A 16,622-nucleotide genomic window follows, 5' to 3' on the forward strand; every position below is an offset into this window, starting at 1 on the left:
TACCTGTGGGAGCGGGCAAGCCCGCGAAGAAGCCCGCACAGGCGACTGAATTTCCGAAGACCGAACATCGAGCGAACACACAATGCCAAACGAACTCCAGATCGCCCCCACCCTCCAGCGCTTCATCGAAGACGAAGTCCTCCCCGGCACCGGCATCGAAGCCAACGCCTTCTGGCAAGGTTTCAGCACCCTGGTCCACGACCTCGCCCCGCAAAACCGCGCCCTGCTCGCCGAACGCCAGCGCCTGCAAACCGAGTTGGACAACTGGCACCGCCAGCATCCCGGCCCGATCCACGACATGGCCGCCTACCAGCACTTCCTGCAAGGCATCGGCTACATCGTCGACGCCCCCGAAAACGTGCAGATCAACACCGCCAACGTCGACCGCGAAATCGCCGTGCAAGCCGGCCCGCAGCTGGTCGTGCCACTCAGCAATGCTCGCTACGCCCTCAACGCCGCCAACGCACGCTGGGGTTCCCTCTACGATGCGCTGTACGGCACCGATGCCATTGCCGAAACCGCTGGCGCCGAACGCGGCCAGGGCTACAACCCGGTACGCGGCGCCAAGGTGATTGCCTATGGCCGGCAGTTCCTCGACGCTAGCGCCCCACTCGACGGTGCATCACACAGCGACGCCAAGGCCTATGCGATCAACCAGGGTACGCTGCACGTGACGTTGGCCGACGGCCGCCAGGTCGGGTTGCAGAATCCAGCACAACTTCATGGCCACCAGGGTGAGCCGAGCACACCCACGGCGATCCTGTTGCAGCACCACCGGCTGCATTTCGAAATCCGAATCGACCCGACCAGTGCAATCGGCCAACAGGACCTGGCCGGGGTCAAGGACATCGCCCTGGAAGCCGCACTAACCACCATCATCGACTGCGAAGACTCGGTAGCTGCCGTGGATGCCGACGACAAGGTCAACGTCTACCGCAACTGGCTGGGCCTGATGAAGGGCGACCTCAGCGAGCAGGTCAGCAAAGGCGGCAAGACCTTCAGCCGCACCCTGGCCGCCGACCGCCAGTACCAGGGTGCAAACGGCCAACCCCTGACGCTGCCGGGCCGCTCGCTGCTGTTCATCCGCAACGTCGGCCACCTGATGACCAACCCGGCCATCCATGACCGCGATGGCCGGGAAATCCCCGAAGGCATCCTCGATGCCGTGGTCACCAGCCTGATCGGCCTGCACGATCTCAAGCGCCGCGGCAACTCCCGCGAAGGCAGCCTGTACATCGTCAAGCCGAAGATGCACGGGCCGGCCGAAGTGGCCTTCGCCGACCAGCTGTTCGGCCGTGTCGAGGCCCTGCTGGGCTTGCCTGCGCATACCCTGAAGATGGGCATCATGGACGAGGAGCGGCGCACCAGCGTCAACCTCATGGCCTGCATCGCCAGTGCCGCATCACGGGTGGTGTTCATCAACACCGGCTTCCTCGACCGCACCGGGGACGAGATGCACAGCGCCATGGAAGCCGGCGCCATGCTGCGCAAGGGCGACATGAAAGGCACCGCCTGGATCCAGGCCTACGAACGCAGCAACGTGCTAGTCGGCCTGGCCTGTGGCCTGCGCGGCAAGGCGCAGATCGGCAAGGGCATGTGGGCCATGCCTGACCTTATGGCGGCCATGCTCGAACAAAAGGTTGCCCAGCCAAAGGCCGGTGCCAACACCGCCTGGGTACCGTCGCCCACTGCCGCCACGCTGCATGCGCTGCACTACCACCAGGTAGACGTCGCCGCCGTGCAACAGGCGCTTGAACAGGTTGACCTGGGCGCCCAGCGCCAGGCGTTGCTGCATGATCTGCTGAGCATTCCGGTCAGCCCCGAACGGGCGTGGAGTGCCGCAGATATCCAGGCCGAGCTGGACAACAACTGCCAAGGCATCCTCGGTTACGTGGTGCGCTGGGTCGAGCAAGGGGTCGGCTGCTCCAAGGTGCCTGACATTCACGATGTGGGCCTGATGGAGGACCGCGCCACCCTGCGCATTTCGGCGCAGCACATTGCCAACTGGCTGCACCATGGGGTGGTGGATGACGAACAGGTCGAAGCGAGCCTGCAGCGGATGGCCAGGGTGGTCGACCAGCAGAATGCAGGGGACCCGGCGTATCGGCCGATGGCGGCCGGTTTCGAGGCATCGCATGCCTTCCGCGCTGCGCGGGAGCTGGTGTTCAAGGGGCGTGAGCAGCCGAGTGGCTATACCGAACCGTTGTTGCATGGCTGGCGGTTGCGCTTCAAGCAGGAGGTTCAACGCTAGATGAGGCTACGCGGCCCCAACACGGGATCGGTGGAGGCCGGCGAATTTAGCCGCCGGCCTCTACCACCTGCCAGTCAAGGGCGGTAGTTCGGCGCATTCAGAAATTTCTCACAGCCCTCTCGGAAGCGTCCTACTTGCTGCCTCTGCACACAGAAAACAAGATCGGTGTTGGACAACGCAAGGTCGCGATCCAGAGGAGGTTCCGTATGCACCTGTACGCCCGCTCCATTGCCGAACTGCGCAGCAGCCTGCGCGAAATGCTGACCCATGACATCAGCAACCCCGACGAAGACCCCCACCTGTCGGGGGTGATGTTCTTCTGCGCCACCGACGAGCACTCTCGGCAACTGATCGAACGTATCGAGTTGCTGGCCAGCGAGGTGTTCTTCGACCCGAACGGGCGGGCCATTACCGAACACCTGAAAGCTGCCGCAGTGGATGGCGTGCGTATCAAGCGCAACCGCCAGGCGCCAGCGGACGAGACAGTGATCCGCATCGCGGTGGCGGACAAGGGCTATATCACCGTGAGCACCGCCCGGTTCTGAGCATTTTGGGGCTGCTTTGCAGCCCCATGCCCTTCCCTGTCCAATCCGCTATCCTGAGCACTCCCCCGCTCCGGACCACCCCATGGAACTGCACATTCGTCTGGAAGGCCGCAAAGGCCTGGCCGATCAGCTTTACCAGCAACTGCGCGCCGGTATCGACAGCGGCCACCTGGCCGCTGGCACCCAACTGCCGCCCACCCGCCTGCTGGCTGAACAACTGGGCGTATCGCGCAAGACCGTGGCCGAGGCCTACTCACGGCTGAGCTACGACAACCTGCTCAGCGGCGTGGTCGGCCGTGGCACGTTCATCACCCCGCGCCAACCACGGCGCAGCCATGAGTCCGCCAGCGTTCCCCTGGCCGGTGCCGCATCCCTTGAACGCTGGCAGCAGCGCGCCACCGTGCTCGCCCAACGCCAGCTGCAAACGCCCTCGCGCTATGACTTTGTCGGCGGGGCATCGAGCAAGTCGCAGTTCCCGTTCGACCAATGGCGCAGCTGCCTGAATTACGCCCTGCGCCGCAGCCAGCGTCACCCCGAGCGGCAGTTCCAGGCGCAGGGCCTGCCGGAGCTGCGCGAAGCCATTGCCCACCACATCGCCTACGCCCGCGGCGTGCACTGCAGCGCGGCCGACCTGCTGGTGTGCAACGGCGCCCAGCAAGCGCTGGACCTGATTGCCCGGGTACTGGTCGAGCCAGGCTGCCAGGTGGCCATGGAAGACCCCGGCTACCCGCCGGCACGGCAACTGTTCCTGGCCCTCGGGGCACACCTGCAATCGGTGCCGGTAGATGATGAAGGCCTGTGCGTGGAGCAGATCGCCGACGGCACCCGGCTGATCTACGTAACACCCTCGCACCAGTTCCCGCTGGGCATGCCCATGAGCGAGCCGCGCCGGCATGCCCTGCTGGCGCGAGCCGCCGAGTTGGGCGCACTGATCATCGAAGATGACTACGACTGCGAGTTCCGCTACCACGGGCCAGCCTCGGATGCCCTGCAGCGCCTCGACCGGCATGGCCTGGTGGCCTACGTGGGGACCTTTTCCAAAACCCTGCTACCCGAGTTGCGGCTGGGTTATGCCGTGCTGCCACCAGCCGTGCTGCAGGCCGCCTGCGTGGCAAAGCACCTCAGTGACTGGCACAGCCCGACTTTGCTGCAGTGGGCGTTGGCGCGCTTTTTGGGCGAAGGCCACCTGAACAAGCACATCCGCCGCTGCCACGAGGTCTACAGCGCTCGCCGCGAGCGCATCCTGGCGCGCCTGGGTGGCGACCTGGCACCATGGTTCAGCGCAATCCCCGCCAGCGCCGGGTTTCACCTCAGCGCCTTGGCTGCGCCCGGGGTGGATGTGGAAGTGCTGGCCAACCTCGCACGCAAGGTAGAGGTCGGCCTGTATTCACTGGCGCCATTCTTCAGCGAAGCGCCGGCACGCCCGGGGCTGTTGCTAGGCTTCGGCGCCATCGAACTGCTGGACATCGACCCGGCACTGGACCGGGTGCGCGATACCCTGCAACGCCTCAGTTGACTGGCACGGGCTTGCCTGTTGGGACTGGGCGCGCGATGGCTGCGGCATAGCCACGCGGGTTGAAGCAGGTGGTCACCAGCAGCATGGCCAGTACCGTCACGGTGAGCAGCGTCCACGACGCCTGGAAGTCGCCACTCATGTCACGCAGCCAGCCGGTGATATACGGCACGATACCGGTGATGATGAAGCCGATGCCCTGCACGAACGCCGCCAGGCTGCCGGCCTCGGCGGGCGTCTTCAGGTGCTCCAGGGTCAGCGTCAGGCTTTGGCTGAAGCAGGCGCCCAGGCCAAAACCGATCATCGCAACCCACAGCCCCGAAGCCTGCGTAGGTGCCAGCAGCAGGCCGAGGAAGCCGGACAGCTGGATTGCCAGCGCCAACCACAGGCCTGGGCGGCGGTCAGCCCAGCGCCGCAGCAACAGCGGCAAGCCCAGTGCACCGGCTACCTGGAAGACCGTCATCAGGCCAACCAGGTCTGCGCCGCCCTGAGCACTGCCGCCGTGCTCGATATGGTACGCCGGCAGCCACGCCACCATGCTGGTGTAGCCGCCATTGATCAGGCCGAAGTACAAGGCCAGCAACCAGGCCCGGCGCGTGCCGAACCAGTGCCCGCCAGCGGCCCCGGCCAGCTTTGGCGGCCCCTGCCGAGGCCGCAGCACGGCCCAGGCCAGCAGCGCCAGCAGTGCCGGGATCGCCCACACGCCAAGACCGACCTGCCAGTGGCCGAAGTGGCCGCTGATATGCGGGCCAAGCACGGCGGCCATGCCGCCGCCACTCATCAATGCCGCCGAGTACAAACCCATCGCCCCCGCCAGGCGGCTGGGGAACCAGCGGTTGACCAGCCCCGGCATCATGCCCTGCACCACCGCCACGCCCAGGCCGGCGACCACCGCACTGGCAATCAACGCCCAGGCGCTGTCCAGTTGCAGGCGCCACAGGCAGGCCAGGGCAATTGCAGCCAGGCCACCGAGCATGCCGCCATGCTCGCTGATCCAGCGTCGCAGCCACGGCTGCAGCAACGGCACCAGGCCCATGCACAGCACCGGCAACGCCGTCAGCAGGGCGGCCTGTTGGTAGCCCAAGCCGGTGCTGGCGCGCATGGGTTCGAGTAACGGGCCGATACTGGTCAGGATCGGCCGCAGGTTCAGCGCCAGCAGAATCACCAGCAACAGGTTCAAAGCAGCTCTCATTGTGCATCGGTTCTCTGGTAGCAGGACCGGGCCATTATCCCGGCTTGCCAGCCCTGGCAGAAATGAAGAGATTGGATGCTTGTCAGTGGCCACCTGAATGGACGATTGGCCTCCGGCTTATGTGTGCAATTGGCTATCGGGGAGGCCAAAGGGCAGCGCTACAGTAGAGCCATTCCCACCCCACACCTTTTGGAGACAGCCATGCACAACCGTATCGAATGGGCCAAGCACGCCCCGGAAGCCTACAAAGCCATGGTCGGCCTGGAACAGGCCCTGGCCAAGAGCGGCCTGGAGAGCTCCCTGCTGGAGCTGGTGCGCCTGCGGGCCTCGCAGATCAACGGCTGCGCCTACTGCGTCAACCTGCACGCCAACGATGCCCGCAAGGCCGGTGAGACCGAAGCACGCTTGCAGACCTTGAGCGTGTGGCGCGAAACCGCCTACTTCACCCCCCGTGAACGTGTGGCGCTGGCCTGGGTCGAGAGCCTGACCCGCCTGCCGGAGCGTGGGGCACCCCAGGGGGAATATGAAGCCTTGCAGGAGCACTTCGAACCGACCGAAGTGGCCAACCTGACCCTGGCGATTGCCACCATCAATGCCTGGAACCGCTTCGGGGTCGGGTTTGCCATGGTACCGGCCTGATCATTCATTGATCACCGTACCGGCGATAGGGCCGGTACAGGGAACAACTAACGCCCGGCCAACCGCGCCCTATAGCTGCCGGGGCTCTGCCCGGTCCACTTCTTGAACGCCCGGTGAAACGCACTCGGCTCCTGGAACCCGGCCTGCTCGGCTATCTCGGCAATGCTCAACACCCCCTCGCGCAACCGCTCGAAGGCCATCGCCCGGCGCACCTCATCCTTGATCTGCTGGTACGACCGCCCTTCCCGCTCCAACTGCCGGCGGAACGTGCTGGCACTGATCCCCTGCAGCTGCGCCAGCGCCGCCAAGGTCGGCCACTGCCCATAGTGCCGGGCGCGCAAATGCCGGTACACCTCCGCCACCAGCCCGTTCTGGTTGCGAAAGCGGATCACCAACCCCTGCGGCGCACTGCGCAGAAAGGTTTTCAGGGTCGCCAGGTCCTGCACCACTGGCAAACGCAGGTAGGCGCTGTCGAACTCCACTTCGGTACGCCCGCTGCCCAGGCGCAAGTCCGGCCCCCACAGCAGCAGGTCGTCTTCCTGGGCCGGGCGCGACACGGCCAGCTCGGTGCGGTCGATGGCGATGCGCCGCCCGGCCAGCCAGCACAGCATGCCGATCATCAGCACCAGGTAGGTTTCCTCGGCATACACCCGGGTCAGTGGGTCGGCAATGTTCGACTGCACGCTGATCAGCGCGCGCCCAGCGCGCACCGTCAGGCTGCCGCGCAGGTCGCGCAGGAACAGGCCGAAGCCACCCAGGCACTGACGCAAGGCCTTTTCCAGGTTCGGTTCAAGGATCAGCCCCCGGCAGATCAGGGCGAAACTGCCCAGCGGCATGCCATGGCTGTCGAGGCGGAAGAACTCATCGTCCAGGCGCTGAATCTGTGCCAACCACAGCTCGGAGAACGCCTTGGCCGGTACGCGTGCCTGGGGCTGTTCGAGCAATTGCGGGTCGATGCCAACGGCACGCAGCTGCGCATCACGCTCGGCTGGGCAGTCGCGCAGGGCGTGGAGCATGGCATTGAGAAAGTACACGGCGACCGAATCGCTATCGCGCATGGTGGTTTTCGCTGTCTATGCTGAGTGGCAAAAAGTGCCAGGTTGTTTGAACAGATCCGGCATAGGCTGCAACAGAGCCTTTGCCTAGACTCGATCCCACTCCGGGACCGCCGGCCATTCTCGCAGAGCCTGGCCCGGTCCCGCCATGCCTAAGCTTACGGAGCCTCTATGAGCAGCCCAGAAATCTACGTCGTCAGTGCCGTGCGTTCCGCCATCGGTGGTTTTGGAGGCTCGCTCAAGGACCTGCCCCTGGCCGACCTGGCCACTACCATCACCCGCGCCGCCATCGAGCGCTCGGGCGTGGCCGCCGAGCAGATCGGCCATATGGTCATGGGCACGGTGATCCCGACCGAACCGCGCGATGCCTACCTGTCGCGGGTTGCCGCGATGAACGCCGGCATCCCCAAGGAAACACCTGCCTTCAACGTCAACCGCCTGTGCGGCTCGGGCCTGCAGGCCATCGTCTCTGCCACCCAGTGCCTGCTGCTCGGTGATGCCGATGTGGCCGTTGCCGCCGGTGCCGAGTCCATGAGCCGTGGCCCGTACCTGCTGCCGCAGGCACGCTGGGGCGCGCGCATGGGCGACCTGCAAGGCATCGACTACACGGTCGGCGTGCTGCAGGACCCGTTCGAACACTTCCACATGGGCATCACCGCAGAAAACGTCGCCGCCAAACACGGCATTACCCGCGAAATGCAGGATGAACTGGCCCTGACCAGCCAGCGCCGCGCCGCCCGCGCCATTGCCGAAGGCCGTTTCGACAGCCAGATCGTCCCGGTGGAGCTGAAAAGCCGCAAAGGCACCGTACAGTTCGCCGTGGACGAGCACGTGCGTGGCGACGTTACCGCCGAGCAACTGGCCGCCATGAAGACCGTGTTCAAGAAGGACGGCACCGTGACTGCAGGCAACGCCAGCGGCATCAACGATGGCGCGGCCGGCCTGGTGCTGGCCAGCGGTGACGCGGTGCGTCGCCTGGGCCTGAAGCCGCTGGCGCGCCTGGTGGGCTACGCCCACGCCGGTGTCGAGCCCGAGCTGATGGGCCTGGGCCCGATCCCGGCCACCCGCAAGGTGCTGGAAAAGACCGGCCTGAAACTGCAGGACCTGGACGTGATCGAGTCCAACGAAGCGTTCGCCGCCCAGGCCTGCGCCGTGGCCCGCGAGCTGGGCTTCGACCCGGATAAGGTCAACCCCAACGGTTCGGGCATTTCCCTGGGCCACCCGGTGGGTGCCACTGGCGCGATCATCGCGACCAAGGCCATCCATGAACTGCAGCGCATCCAGGGTCGCTACGCCCTGGCCACCATGTGCATCGGTGGCGGCCAAGGCATTGCCGTGGTCTTCGAGCGCGTCTGAGGGAGCCTGACACATGAGTATTGAACAGATCGCCGTGATCGGCGCCGGCACCATGGGCAATGGTATTGCCCAGGTGTGTGCAGTAGCTGGCTACCAGGTGATGCTGGTGGATGTTTCCGACGCGGCGCTGGAGCGCGGCGTGGCCACCTTGAGCAAGAACCTCGAGCGCCAGGTCAGCAAAGGCACCCTGGATGCGGACAAAGCGGCAGCGGCAAAAACGCGCATCCGCACCAGCACCGACTACGCCCAGCTCAGCAGCGCGCAGCTGGTGATCGAGGCCGCCACCGAAAGCCTGCAGCTCAAGCAGCGCATCCTGCAGCAAGTGGCCGCCAACGTCGCCAACGACTGCCTGATCGCTACCAATACCTCGTCGCTGTCGGTCACCCAGCTGGCCGCCAGCATCGAGCACCCCGAGCGTTTCATTGGCGTGCACTTCTTCAACCCGGTGCCGATGATGGCGCTGGTCGAGATCATCCGCGGCCTGCAGACCAGCGACAGCACCTATGCCCAGGCACTGGTGGTCACCGAAAAGGTCGGCAAGACGCCGATCACCGCCGGTAACCGCCCAGGCTTCGTGGTCAATCGCATCCTGGTGCCGATGATCAACGAAGCGATCTTCGTGCGCCAGGAAGGCCTGGCCAGCGCCGAGGACATCGACACCGGCATGCGCCTGGGCTGCAACCAGCCCATCGGCCCGCTGGCCCTGGCCGACCTGATCGGCCTGGACACCCTGCTGGCGATCATGGAGGCCTTCCATGAAGGCTTCAGCGACAGCAAGTACCGACCTGCCCCGTTGCTCAAGGAAATGGTCGCGGCCGGTTGGCTGGGGCGCAAGACCGGCCGCGGTTTCTTCACCTACTGAGGACAAGCCGCCATGCCCCCGGTCAATGCCGCAATGCGCTGTGCCAGCTTTGAGGAGCGACGTGACCGGGCCATGGCGCTGTTTGCCGAAAAGGGCTTTGGCCAGGTCAGCATGCGCGAGCTGGCGGCCCATGTGGGGCTGACGGCAGGCTCGCTGTACCACCACTTTCCCAGCAAGCAGGACCTGTTGTACGACTTGATCGAGGAGTTATACGAAGAACTGCAGGCCACTTTGGACCAAGGCCGCCGGGCCATGGCACGCGGGGCCTCGGCACTGGGCTGCCTGATTGCAGCACACTGGCAATTGCATGCCGAGCGGCCGATGCAGTTTCGGCTGGCGGAGCGCGACTTGTGCTGCCTGAGCGATGACCAGCAGGCGCGCCTGGCCTTGTTGCGCAAACGTTATGAGGCGGGGTTGCTGAGGCTGATCGCGCCGCAGGCGAAGTTGCAGGGGCAGGCATTGGTGGCCACAGCGCATGTGGTGGCGACGCTGCTGAACCAGTTGCCGGGGATGTTGAAGGCATTGCCCGAGGAACAGGGGCTGGGGCTGATGGAGAGCATGTTGGCAGGTGGTATAGAGCGGACCCTGCGATAGCCTGTACTGGCCCTATCGCCGGCAAGCCAGCTCCCACAGTTACGCTGCAGATCTCAAGGCCTGTGCAGTACTTGTGGGAGCTGGCTTGCCGGCGATAGGGCCACCAGCTTTAACGCAAAAGTCTCTGGATCTGCTCGTGCAAGGTGTCCAGGTCAAACGGTTTGGCCAGGATCGGTGCCTTGCGGGTGATCGGGCTGCCTGACTCGAGAATCTCTGCCGGGTAGCCACTGATGAAGATTACCTTCAGGTCCGGGCGCAGCTTCACCGCGGGCTCGGCAATCTCCACCCCGGAGATGCCACCCGGCAAGCGGAAGTCCGTCACCATCAGGTCCAGGTGCGGTTTGCTGGCCAGGATGGCAAACGCCTGCTCGCCATCTTCGGCCACAAGCACGTGGTAACCCTCACCTGCCAGGTAATCACGCAAAATCATGCGAATCGCCGGTTCATCCTCGACGACCAACACCACATCTTGTGCATCTTCACTCATGTTAACGCCTTGAAATTCTTACAGTTGGCCATCAGACCCCAGGCTTACGCAGAGGTTGCCCGAGCCTGGTCGTTTTGTTCTTTGAATGTTGCCAGCGGCAATTGCAGGGTGAATGTGGCGCCCTTGCCTTCCTCGCTTTCAACCCGTATCCGGCCACCGTGCGCCTGCACGATCTGCTCGGAGATGTACAACCCCAAACCCAAGCCCCCGCTGGCTTGCTGGGCAGCGACCCGCTCGAATTGCTGGAAGATCCGCTGCTGGTTGGCGGCGCTGATACCGATGCCGTGGTCCTGCACCTGCACCCAGGCCATGTCCTCCTGCTCGAACACCCGCACCTGCACCGGTTTGCGTTCGCCGTAACGCATGGCATTGGACAACAGGTTGGCCACTACTTGTTCAATCCGGAATTCGTCCCACTCACCCTTCAATGCTTCGCAGCGCTGCAGTTCGATGTGTGTTTCCAGGGCCATCGCCTGGGCGGTGAAGTTTTCCACCAACCCGCGCACCAGTTGGCCGAGGTCGAACAGCCTGGGACGCAGCGACAACTTACCGGTACGGATGCGCGAAACATCCAGCATGTCTTCGACCAACCGGATCAGGCTGTTGATCTGCCGCTCGTCGCGCTCGACCATGGCCTGCAGCTTGTCGGCGCTGAAGGCATCCAGGTTGCCCCTTGCCAGGTGCATCTTGCGCAACTGGGTTTCCAGGATCAGACCATTGAGCGGCGTACGCACTTCGTGGGAGACGATCGACATGAAGTCGTCACGCATGCGCACTGCATGCTCCAGCTCACATCGCGCCACCTGCAGCTGGCTGAGCAACAGCTCCTGCTCCTGGCGGCTATGCTCCAGGGCTTCCAGCTGCCGGCCCAGCACCTTGCGCTGGCGGAACAGGTCGACGAACACCGAGACCTTGCTTTTTACCGCCAGGGTATCGAGCGGCTTGTGCAGAAAGTCCACGGCGCCGCTCTCGTAGCCCTTGAAGGCATAGTTCATCTCGCGACCTGCGGCGCTGACGAAAACGATCGGGATGTTCTTGGTCTTGTCGGTGCCGCGCATCAGCTCCGCAAGTTCGAAACCGTTCATGCCCGGCATCTGCACATCCAGTATGGCCAGCGCGAACTCGTGCTCGAGCAGCAACGACAACGCCGCTTCGGCAGACTGGGCCTGGTGCACCTCGCGGTCGTCGCCCTGGATCAGGGCATCGAGCGCCAGCAGGTTTTCCGGCAGGTCGTCGACAATCAGCAGTTTGGCGGTGGTGTGGCTTAGCATGCGCTGTATTCCAGGGTCGCGAGCAGCTGCCCGATACCACTCAGAGTAAGGATATGGTCGGGCTGGTGCAGGGCCAGGGCGGCCTCCGGCATCAGGGCGACCTGTGCGTCGCGAGGGTCTTGGACTATCGTGCGGCCCCCATTGTTCTTGATATAGGCAAGGCCCCTGGCGCCGTCTTCGTTGGCACCGGTGAGCAGCACGCCAAGCAGGCCGTCGCCATAGGCATCGGCCGCCGAGATGAACAGAAAATCGATTGCTGGACGCGAGAAATGAACGGGTTCTTCCTGGCTCAGCGACAGCGTCAGGTCGTGCTCCACCGACAGGTGGTAACTCGGACCCGCCACATAGATCTGCCCGCTGCTGATGCGTTCCTTGTCACGTGCCTCGTGCACCGGCCGATGCAGCCGACGCTGCAGCACTTCGGCCAGTTGGCTATGGCGGTCGTCCGGCAGGTGCAGCACGCAGAGCACGGGTAGGGCAAACGCAGGTGACAGCGCGCCGAGCACTTCAAACAATGCCGCCACGCCTCCAGCCGAGGCGCCGATCACCACTGCGCGTACGCCGTTCATGATTTCCGGAAGATCCGTTCGGGCTTGACCAGCGGCTCGAACCGGTCGCTGTAGGCCGAAAAGTCCACCGACTCCTTGCTGCCCAGCACCAGGAAACCCCGGTGGCAGAGCGACTCATGGAATAGCCCGAGGGCGCGGTCCTGCAGCTCCTTGTTGAAGTAGATCAGCACATTGCGGCACGACACCAGCTGGGTCTCGGAGAACACGCTGTCGGTGGCCAGGCTGTGGTCGGCGAAGGTCACGTTGTCGCGCAGGCTGCTGTCCATGATGGCGTTGCCATAGGCCGCTGTGTAGTACTCGGTAAAGTCACGACGGCCGCCGGCCAGACGGTAGTTTTCCTCGTACTCGCGCATGCTCTGCATCGAGTAGATACCCTGCTTGGCCCGGTCCAGCGAATGCGGGTTGATGTCGGTGGCGTAGATGATGGTGCGCTCGAGCAGGCCCTCCTCACGCAACAGGATGGCCATCGAATACACCTCCTCGCCTGTGCTGCAGCCCGCGATCCAGACCTTGATCGAGGGCCAGGTACGCAGCAGCGGCACCACTTCGTTGCGCACGGCAAGGAAGTGGTCAGGGTCGCGGAACATCTCGCTGACCGGGATCGTCAGGTACTGCAGCAACTGCATGAACATGCCGGGGTCATGCAGCACGCGCTCCTGCAGCGCCGATACCGTCAGGCAGTCGAACTGGCGCAGCGCATGCAGGATCCGGCGCTTGATCGAGGCGCCGGAATAATTGCGAAAATCGTAGCTGTACTTGAGGTAGATGGCCTCGATCAGCAAGCGGATTTCAATGTCGGTGTTACGTTCGCTAGTCAAATTCGCTCCAGTTGCGGCAGCCATACACGAATCAACGAGAACAAACGGTCCAGGTCGATCGGTTTGGCCAGGTAATCATTGGCTCCGGCCTGCAGGCAACGCTGCTGGTCATCCTTCATGGCCTTGGCGGTCACGGCGATGATCGGCAGTTTGCGCCAGCGCGGTTGCTGGCGGATCAGCCGGGTGGCCTCGAAGCCGTCCATTTCCGGCATCATCACGTCCATCAGCACCAGGTCGATGTCGTCATGCTGCTCCAGGCGCTCGATGGCCTCGCGGCCGTTACGGCCAATCTCGACGATGGCACCCTTGTGCTCCAGGGCACTGGTCAGGGCGAAGATATTACGCACGTCGTCGTCCACCAGCAGCACCTTGCGCCCCTCGAACACCTTGTCGCGGCTACGCGCAGTCTTGAGCATGCGCTGGCGTTCGTTGGACAGCTGCGATTCTACCTTGTGCAGGAACAGCGTCACTTCGTCGAGCAGGCGCTCCGGCGAACGCGCGCCCTTGATGATGATCGACCGCGAGTACTTGAGCAGATCGGCTTCTTCTTCGCGGGTCAGGTTGCGCCCGGTGTACACGATTACTGGCGGGAAGGAGCGGATATCCTCGGCGGTCATGCGCTTGAGCAGCTCGTTACCGAGCATGTCGGGCAGCTTGAGGTCGATGATCATGCAGTCGTAGATGTTCTCGCGCAACAGCGCCAAGGCATCCTGAGCCATGGCCACGGCAGTGATCTCGATGTCGTCGTCGCCAATCAGCCGGGCGATGCTTTCGCGCTGCAGGTCGTCGTCCTCCACCAGCAGGATATGCTTGAGCTTTTGCGTAAGCTTGGCTTCCAGGCGAGCGAAGACTTCCTTGAGCTCCTCGCGGCTGGTGGGCTTCACCGCATACCCCACCGCGCCCATGTGCATGGCCGCCTCGACGCGGTCTTCCACCGAAATGATGTGCACCGGGATATGGCGGGTGCCGGCCTGCTCCTTGAGGCGCTGCAGCACGGTCAGGCCCGAGTGGTCGGGCAGGCGCATGTCCAGCAGGATGGCATCCGGTATGTACTGGGCCGCCAGTTCGAAGCCTTCGTCGGCACCATGAGCCACCAGGCAGCTGTAGCCCAGTTCGTGCGCAAGGTCAAAGAGGATGCGGGCAAAGTTGGGCTCGTCTTCGATCACCAGAATGCACCGGGTATCGAAGGGTGCCCGCTCGCGGTCGTCGGCAAAGGTCGGTGCCGGGCGCATGGCAGCAGAGGACACCGGCACTTGCGGTGCAGGCGGCAACGCGTCGACGGCAGGGCGCAGGCTTTGCGGCTCGATGTCTTCGGCCTCGGCGGCGTAGCGTTCCGGCAGAATCAGGCTGAACACACTGCCTTGGCCAGGGGTGCTTTCGACATTGATCTGGCCACCGAGCAAATGCGCCAGGTCACGGGAGATCGACAGGCCCAGGCCGGTGCCACCGTAGCGGCGGTTACTGGTGCCATCGACCTGATGGAAGGCGCCGAAGATCGCCTGCTGCTGATCGGCAGCAATACCGATGCCGCTGTCGCGCACGGCGAACACGATACCGCTGCCAGCCTGGAAGCTGACGTTCATGCTGACCTGGCCACGCTCGGTGAACTTGATGGCGTTGGACAACAGGTTCTTGAGGATCTGCTCCAGGCGCTGGCGGTCCGTGAAGAGGGTGGCCGGCACCTGCGGCTCGACCTTGACCTCGAAGGCCAGGCCTTTGTGGCCGGCAAGCGGCTGGAACATGCCGCGCAAGCCTTCTGCCAGGCGCTCGACCTGGGTAGTTTCGGGGCGTACTTCGAGTTTGCCGGCCTCGACCTTGGCGATGTCGAGAATGTCGTTGATCAGGTTGAGCAGGTCGTTGCCGGCCGAGTAGATGGATTCGGCGAACTTGGCCTGCTCCTCGCTGAGGTTGCCTTCGCCGTTTTCTGCCAACAGCTTGGCCAGGATCAACGAGCTGTTCAGCGGCGTGCGCAGCTCGTGGGACATGTTGGCGAGGAATTCGGACTTGTATTTGCTCGATCGCTGCAAATCGTCGGCGCGGGCCTGCAATTCCAGCTGCGCCCGGCCCAGTTCATCGTTCTTGCGGTCGAGCGCATCGGTGCGTTCCGACAACTGCTCGTTGGTCTGCTCCAGCTCGGCCTGTTGGGTCTCCAGGTGGGCTTGGGACTCCTTAAGCACTCGTGACTGCTCTTCAAGCTCTTCGTTGGCAGTCTTGAGTTCTTCCTGCTGCACCTGCAGCTCTTCATTCAGTTGCTGGGTTTCGGCCAGCACTTCCTGCAGGCGCTGACGATAACGGGCGCTTTCGATGGACATACCGAGGTTGCCGCCGACGCGTTCCAGCAGCTCTTCATCGCGTTCTTGCAGGGGGCGCAGGAAACCCAGCTCAATCACCCCGTTGATCTGACCGTCTTCGGTGGCCGGCATCAGCAGCGCACTGCGCGGCAAGCCGCTGCCCAGGCCGGAACTGAGGCGATAGAAGTCTTCTGGCAGGTCGTCCAGGCGCAAAAGGCGGCCTTCGCGCACCGCCTGGGCCAACAGGCCGTCGTGGTCCAGCCTGATCTGCTCGCGGGCCTGCTCTTCGGCGCCCATGCCATAACAGGCCACGCGCACCAGGCGGCCATGCTCGTCGCGCACATACACGGCGCCCACCACGCTGCCCAGATAAGAAGCGAAGAAGCGCAGGATGTTGTCGCCGAGCATGGGCAAGGTCAGTTGACCGAGCACCTGTTGAGCCAGCTGGGTCTGGCCGTTGCGCAACCAGGCCTGGTGCTCCAGACGCTGCGCCGAGCGCTGCTGGGCCTGAAGGTTTTCATCGTAGCTGGTCGACAGGGCCAGCAGGTCTCGACGGCCGAGGTACGCCAGCAAACCACTGAGGCTGACGATGAACAGCACGAAGGCCGAAATCGCCGTCACAGTAACCGAGCTGACCGTTTCGTTCCGGGCCATGCGCAGCTGTTGTTCGGTGCTGATCAGGCCATCGAATTCCTTGCGGATTTCATCGGTGATGCGCTTGCCCCGGCCATTGCCGATTGAGGCCTGGTAATCGCCCTGGCTGCGGCGCAGGGTGATCATCTCGTTGCCGAACTCGTTCCAGGCGTGCTGCAAGGCAATCAGCCGGTCGATGCGATCAACCTGCTGCGGGTTGTCCTCGACCATCGCGCGCAGGCTTTGCAGGCTACCGAGAATACGTGGCTTGGCCACCTCGTAGGGGTCAAGGAAACGCTCGTCACCCGTGATCAGGAAGCCGCGCATACCGGTTTCCATGTCGATCGACAGTTTGACCGTCTCGTTGGCATTGCCGATCACCCGGTCGGTATGCTCGACCCACTGCATGGCCGAAAGCAGGTAATTGATAACCGCGACGAAGGCCACCGCACCCAGCAAGCCAACCCCCAAGGGTAGGCCGATGTTACGGCTCAACAGTTTGCGGAAGCTTCGCTGGTCCATCGAGGCTGCTTGAATCATGTGAAA

The 16,622-nt window shown here is 63.9% G+C and carries 14 protein-coding genes; 7 read left to right on the forward strand and 7 right to left on the reverse strand.

Going from position 1 to position 16,622, the window contains the following annotated elements:
- The first annotated feature begins 82 nt into the window (after positions 1 to 82).
- The 3 genes from SB765_RS04970 (at position 83) to SB765_RS04980 (ending at position 4,312) form a co-directional block, all read left to right on the forward strand.
- Positions 83 to 2,251: a malate synthase G gene (locus tag SB765_RS04970; protein WP_410931025.1), complete on the forward strand. Its 2,169-nt coding sequence runs from the start codon at positions 83 to 85 to the stop codon at positions 2,249 to 2,251.
- 206 nt (positions 2,252 to 2,457) lie between these two features.
- A complete protein-coding gene (locus SB765_RS04975; protein ID WP_016499130.1) occupies positions 2,458 to 2,796 on the forward strand; it encodes a hypothetical protein in 339 nt (112 codons plus the stop codon).
- 82 nt (positions 2,797 to 2,878) lie between these two features.
- Positions 2,879 to 4,312, forward strand: a complete 1,434-nt coding sequence (locus SB765_RS04980) for a PLP-dependent aminotransferase family protein (RefSeq protein WP_341798376.1) — start codon at positions 2,879 to 2,881, stop codon at positions 4,310 to 4,312.
- On the opposite strand, the gene SB765_RS04985 is transcribed toward SB765_RS04980, so the two are convergent.
- Positions 4,305 to 5,501, reverse strand: coding sequence for a cyanate transporter (locus tag SB765_RS04985; protein WP_410931026.1), 1,197 nt, complete (start codon positions 5,499 to 5,501; stop codon positions 4,305 to 4,307). The two genes, SB765_RS04980 and SB765_RS04985, sit on opposite strands and share 8 nt — an antisense overlap.
- A 201-nt stretch (positions 5,502 to 5,702) precedes the next feature.
- On the opposite strand from SB765_RS04985, the gene SB765_RS04990 reads away from it, so the two are divergent.
- The gene (locus SB765_RS04990; RefSeq protein ID WP_016499127.1) at positions 5,703 to 6,140 is read left to right on the forward strand and encodes a carboxymuconolactone decarboxylase family protein; all 438 of its coding nucleotides are present in this window, start codon (positions 5,703 to 5,705) and stop codon (positions 6,138 to 6,140) included.
- A 47-nt stretch (positions 6,141 to 6,187) separates the two neighbouring features.
- Here the strand turns inward: SB765_RS04990 and SB765_RS04995 are convergent, their stop codons facing one another.
- The gene (locus SB765_RS04995) at positions 6,188 to 7,198 is read right to left on the reverse strand and encodes an AraC family transcriptional regulator ligand-binding domain-containing protein (protein ID WP_410910176.1); all 1,011 of its coding nucleotides are present in this window, start codon (positions 7,196 to 7,198) and stop codon (positions 6,188 to 6,190) included.
- Between the two features lie 168 nt (positions 7,199 to 7,366).
- Between SB765_RS04995 and SB765_RS05000 the strand changes: the two genes are divergently transcribed.
- The 3 genes from SB765_RS05000 to SB765_RS05010 are packed head-to-tail and all read left to right on the forward strand — an operon-like array spanning position 7,367 to position 10,007.
- Positions 7,367 to 8,551 carry an acetyl-CoA C-acyltransferase family protein gene (locus SB765_RS05000; protein WP_410931027.1) on the forward strand — a complete coding sequence of 395 codons (1,185 nt, stop codon included), beginning with the start codon at positions 7,367 to 7,369 and terminating at the stop codon, positions 8,549 to 8,551.
- A gap of 13 nt (positions 8,552 to 8,564) precedes the next feature.
- Positions 8,565 to 9,413 (forward strand): 3-hydroxybutyryl-CoA dehydrogenase, encoded by an 849-nt coding sequence (locus SB765_RS05005; RefSeq protein ID WP_410931028.1) that lies wholly within the window; start codon positions 8,565 to 8,567, stop codon positions 9,411 to 9,413.
- Positions 9,414 to 9,425: 12 nt separating this feature from the next.
- A complete protein-coding gene (locus SB765_RS05010; protein WP_016499123.1) occupies positions 9,426 to 10,007 on the forward strand; it encodes a TetR/AcrR family transcriptional regulator in 582 nt (193 codons plus the stop codon).
- A gap of 109 nt (positions 10,008 to 10,116) precedes the next feature.
- Here SB765_RS05010 and SB765_RS05015 read toward each other — a convergent pair whose 3' ends face one another.
- Genes SB765_RS05015 through SB765_RS05035 form a run of 5 tightly spaced genes read right to left on the reverse strand, consistent with a single transcriptional unit; the run spans position 10,117 to position 16,616 of the window.
- Entirely contained in the window at positions 10,117 to 10,494 is a 378-nt protein-coding gene (locus SB765_RS05015; protein WP_016487624.1) for a response regulator, read from the reverse strand.
- A gap of 44 nt (positions 10,495 to 10,538) precedes the next feature.
- Entirely contained in the window at positions 10,539 to 11,765 is a 1,227-nt protein-coding gene (locus tag SB765_RS05020; protein WP_410931029.1) for an ATP-binding protein, read from the reverse strand.
- Positions 11,759 to 12,334 carry a chemotaxis protein CheB gene (locus tag SB765_RS05025; protein WP_341798371.1) on the reverse strand — a complete coding sequence of 192 codons (576 nt, stop codon included), beginning with the start codon at positions 12,332 to 12,334 and terminating at the stop codon, positions 11,759 to 11,761. The genes SB765_RS05020 and SB765_RS05025 overlap by 7 nt, the downstream gene beginning before the upstream one ends.
- Positions 12,331 to 13,152 carry a CheR family methyltransferase gene (locus SB765_RS05030; RefSeq protein ID WP_016499120.1) on the reverse strand — a complete coding sequence of 274 codons (822 nt, stop codon included), beginning with the start codon at positions 13,150 to 13,152 and terminating at the stop codon, positions 12,331 to 12,333. Before SB765_RS05030 ends, SB765_RS05025 begins: the two co-directional genes overlap by 4 nt.
- Positions 13,149 to 16,616, reverse strand: a complete 3,468-nt coding sequence (locus SB765_RS05035; protein ID WP_410931030.1) for a response regulator — start codon at positions 16,614 to 16,616, stop codon at positions 13,149 to 13,151. Before SB765_RS05035 ends, SB765_RS05030 begins: the two co-directional genes overlap by 4 nt.
- Positions 16,617 to 16,622: the final 6 nt, after the last annotated feature.

This window comes from Pseudomonas sp. SIMBA_067, assembly GCF_046534675.1.
In the GTDB taxonomy this organism is placed as follows: Bacteria; Pseudomonadota; Gammaproteobacteria; order Pseudomonadales; family Pseudomonadaceae; genus Aquipseudomonas; species Aquipseudomonas putida.

Coding starts and splice junctions, on each gene's coding strand:
- SB765_RS05000 (WP_410931027.1), top strand. CDS start 7,367: ATGAGCAGCCCAGAAATCTACGTCGTCAGTGCCGTGCGTTCCGCCATC.
- SB765_RS04970 (WP_410931025.1), top strand. CDS start 83: ATGCCAAACGAACTCCAGATCGCCCCCACCCTCCAGCGCTTCATCGAA.
- SB765_RS05025 (WP_341798371.1), bottom strand. CDS start 12,334: ATGAACGGCGTACGCGCAGTGGTGATCGGCGCCTCGGCTGGAGGCGTG.
- SB765_RS04990 (WP_016499127.1), top strand. CDS start 5,703: ATGCACAACCGTATCGAATGGGCCAAGCACGCCCCGGAAGCCTACAAA.
- SB765_RS04980 (WP_341798376.1), top strand. CDS start 2,879: ATGGAACTGCACATTCGTCTGGAAGGCCGCAAAGGCCTGGCCGATCAG.
- SB765_RS05005 (WP_410931028.1), top strand. CDS start 8,565: ATGAGTATTGAACAGATCGCCGTGATCGGCGCCGGCACCATGGGCAAT.
- SB765_RS05010 (WP_016499123.1), top strand. CDS start 9,426: ATGCCCCCGGTCAATGCCGCAATGCGCTGTGCCAGCTTTGAGGAGCGA.
- SB765_RS04975 (WP_016499130.1), top strand. CDS start 2,458: ATGCACCTGTACGCCCGCTCCATTGCCGAACTGCGCAGCAGCCTGCGC.
- SB765_RS05015 (WP_016487624.1), bottom strand. CDS start 10,494: ATGAGTGAAGATGCACAAGATGTGGTGTTGGTCGTCGAGGATGAACCG.
- SB765_RS04995 (WP_410910176.1), bottom strand. CDS start 7,198: ATGCGCGATAGCGATTCGGTCGCCGTGTACTTTCTCAATGCCATGCTC.
- SB765_RS05035 (WP_410931030.1), bottom strand. CDS start 16,616: ATGATTCAAGCAGCCTCGATGGACCAGCGAAGCTTCCGCAAACTGTTG.
- SB765_RS04985 (WP_410931026.1), bottom strand. CDS start 5,501: ATGAGAGCTGCTTTGAACCTGTTGCTGGTGATTCTGCTGGCGCTGAAC.
- SB765_RS05020 (WP_410931029.1), bottom strand. CDS start 11,765: ATGCTAAGCCACACCACCGCCAAACTGCTGATTGTCGACGACCTGCCG.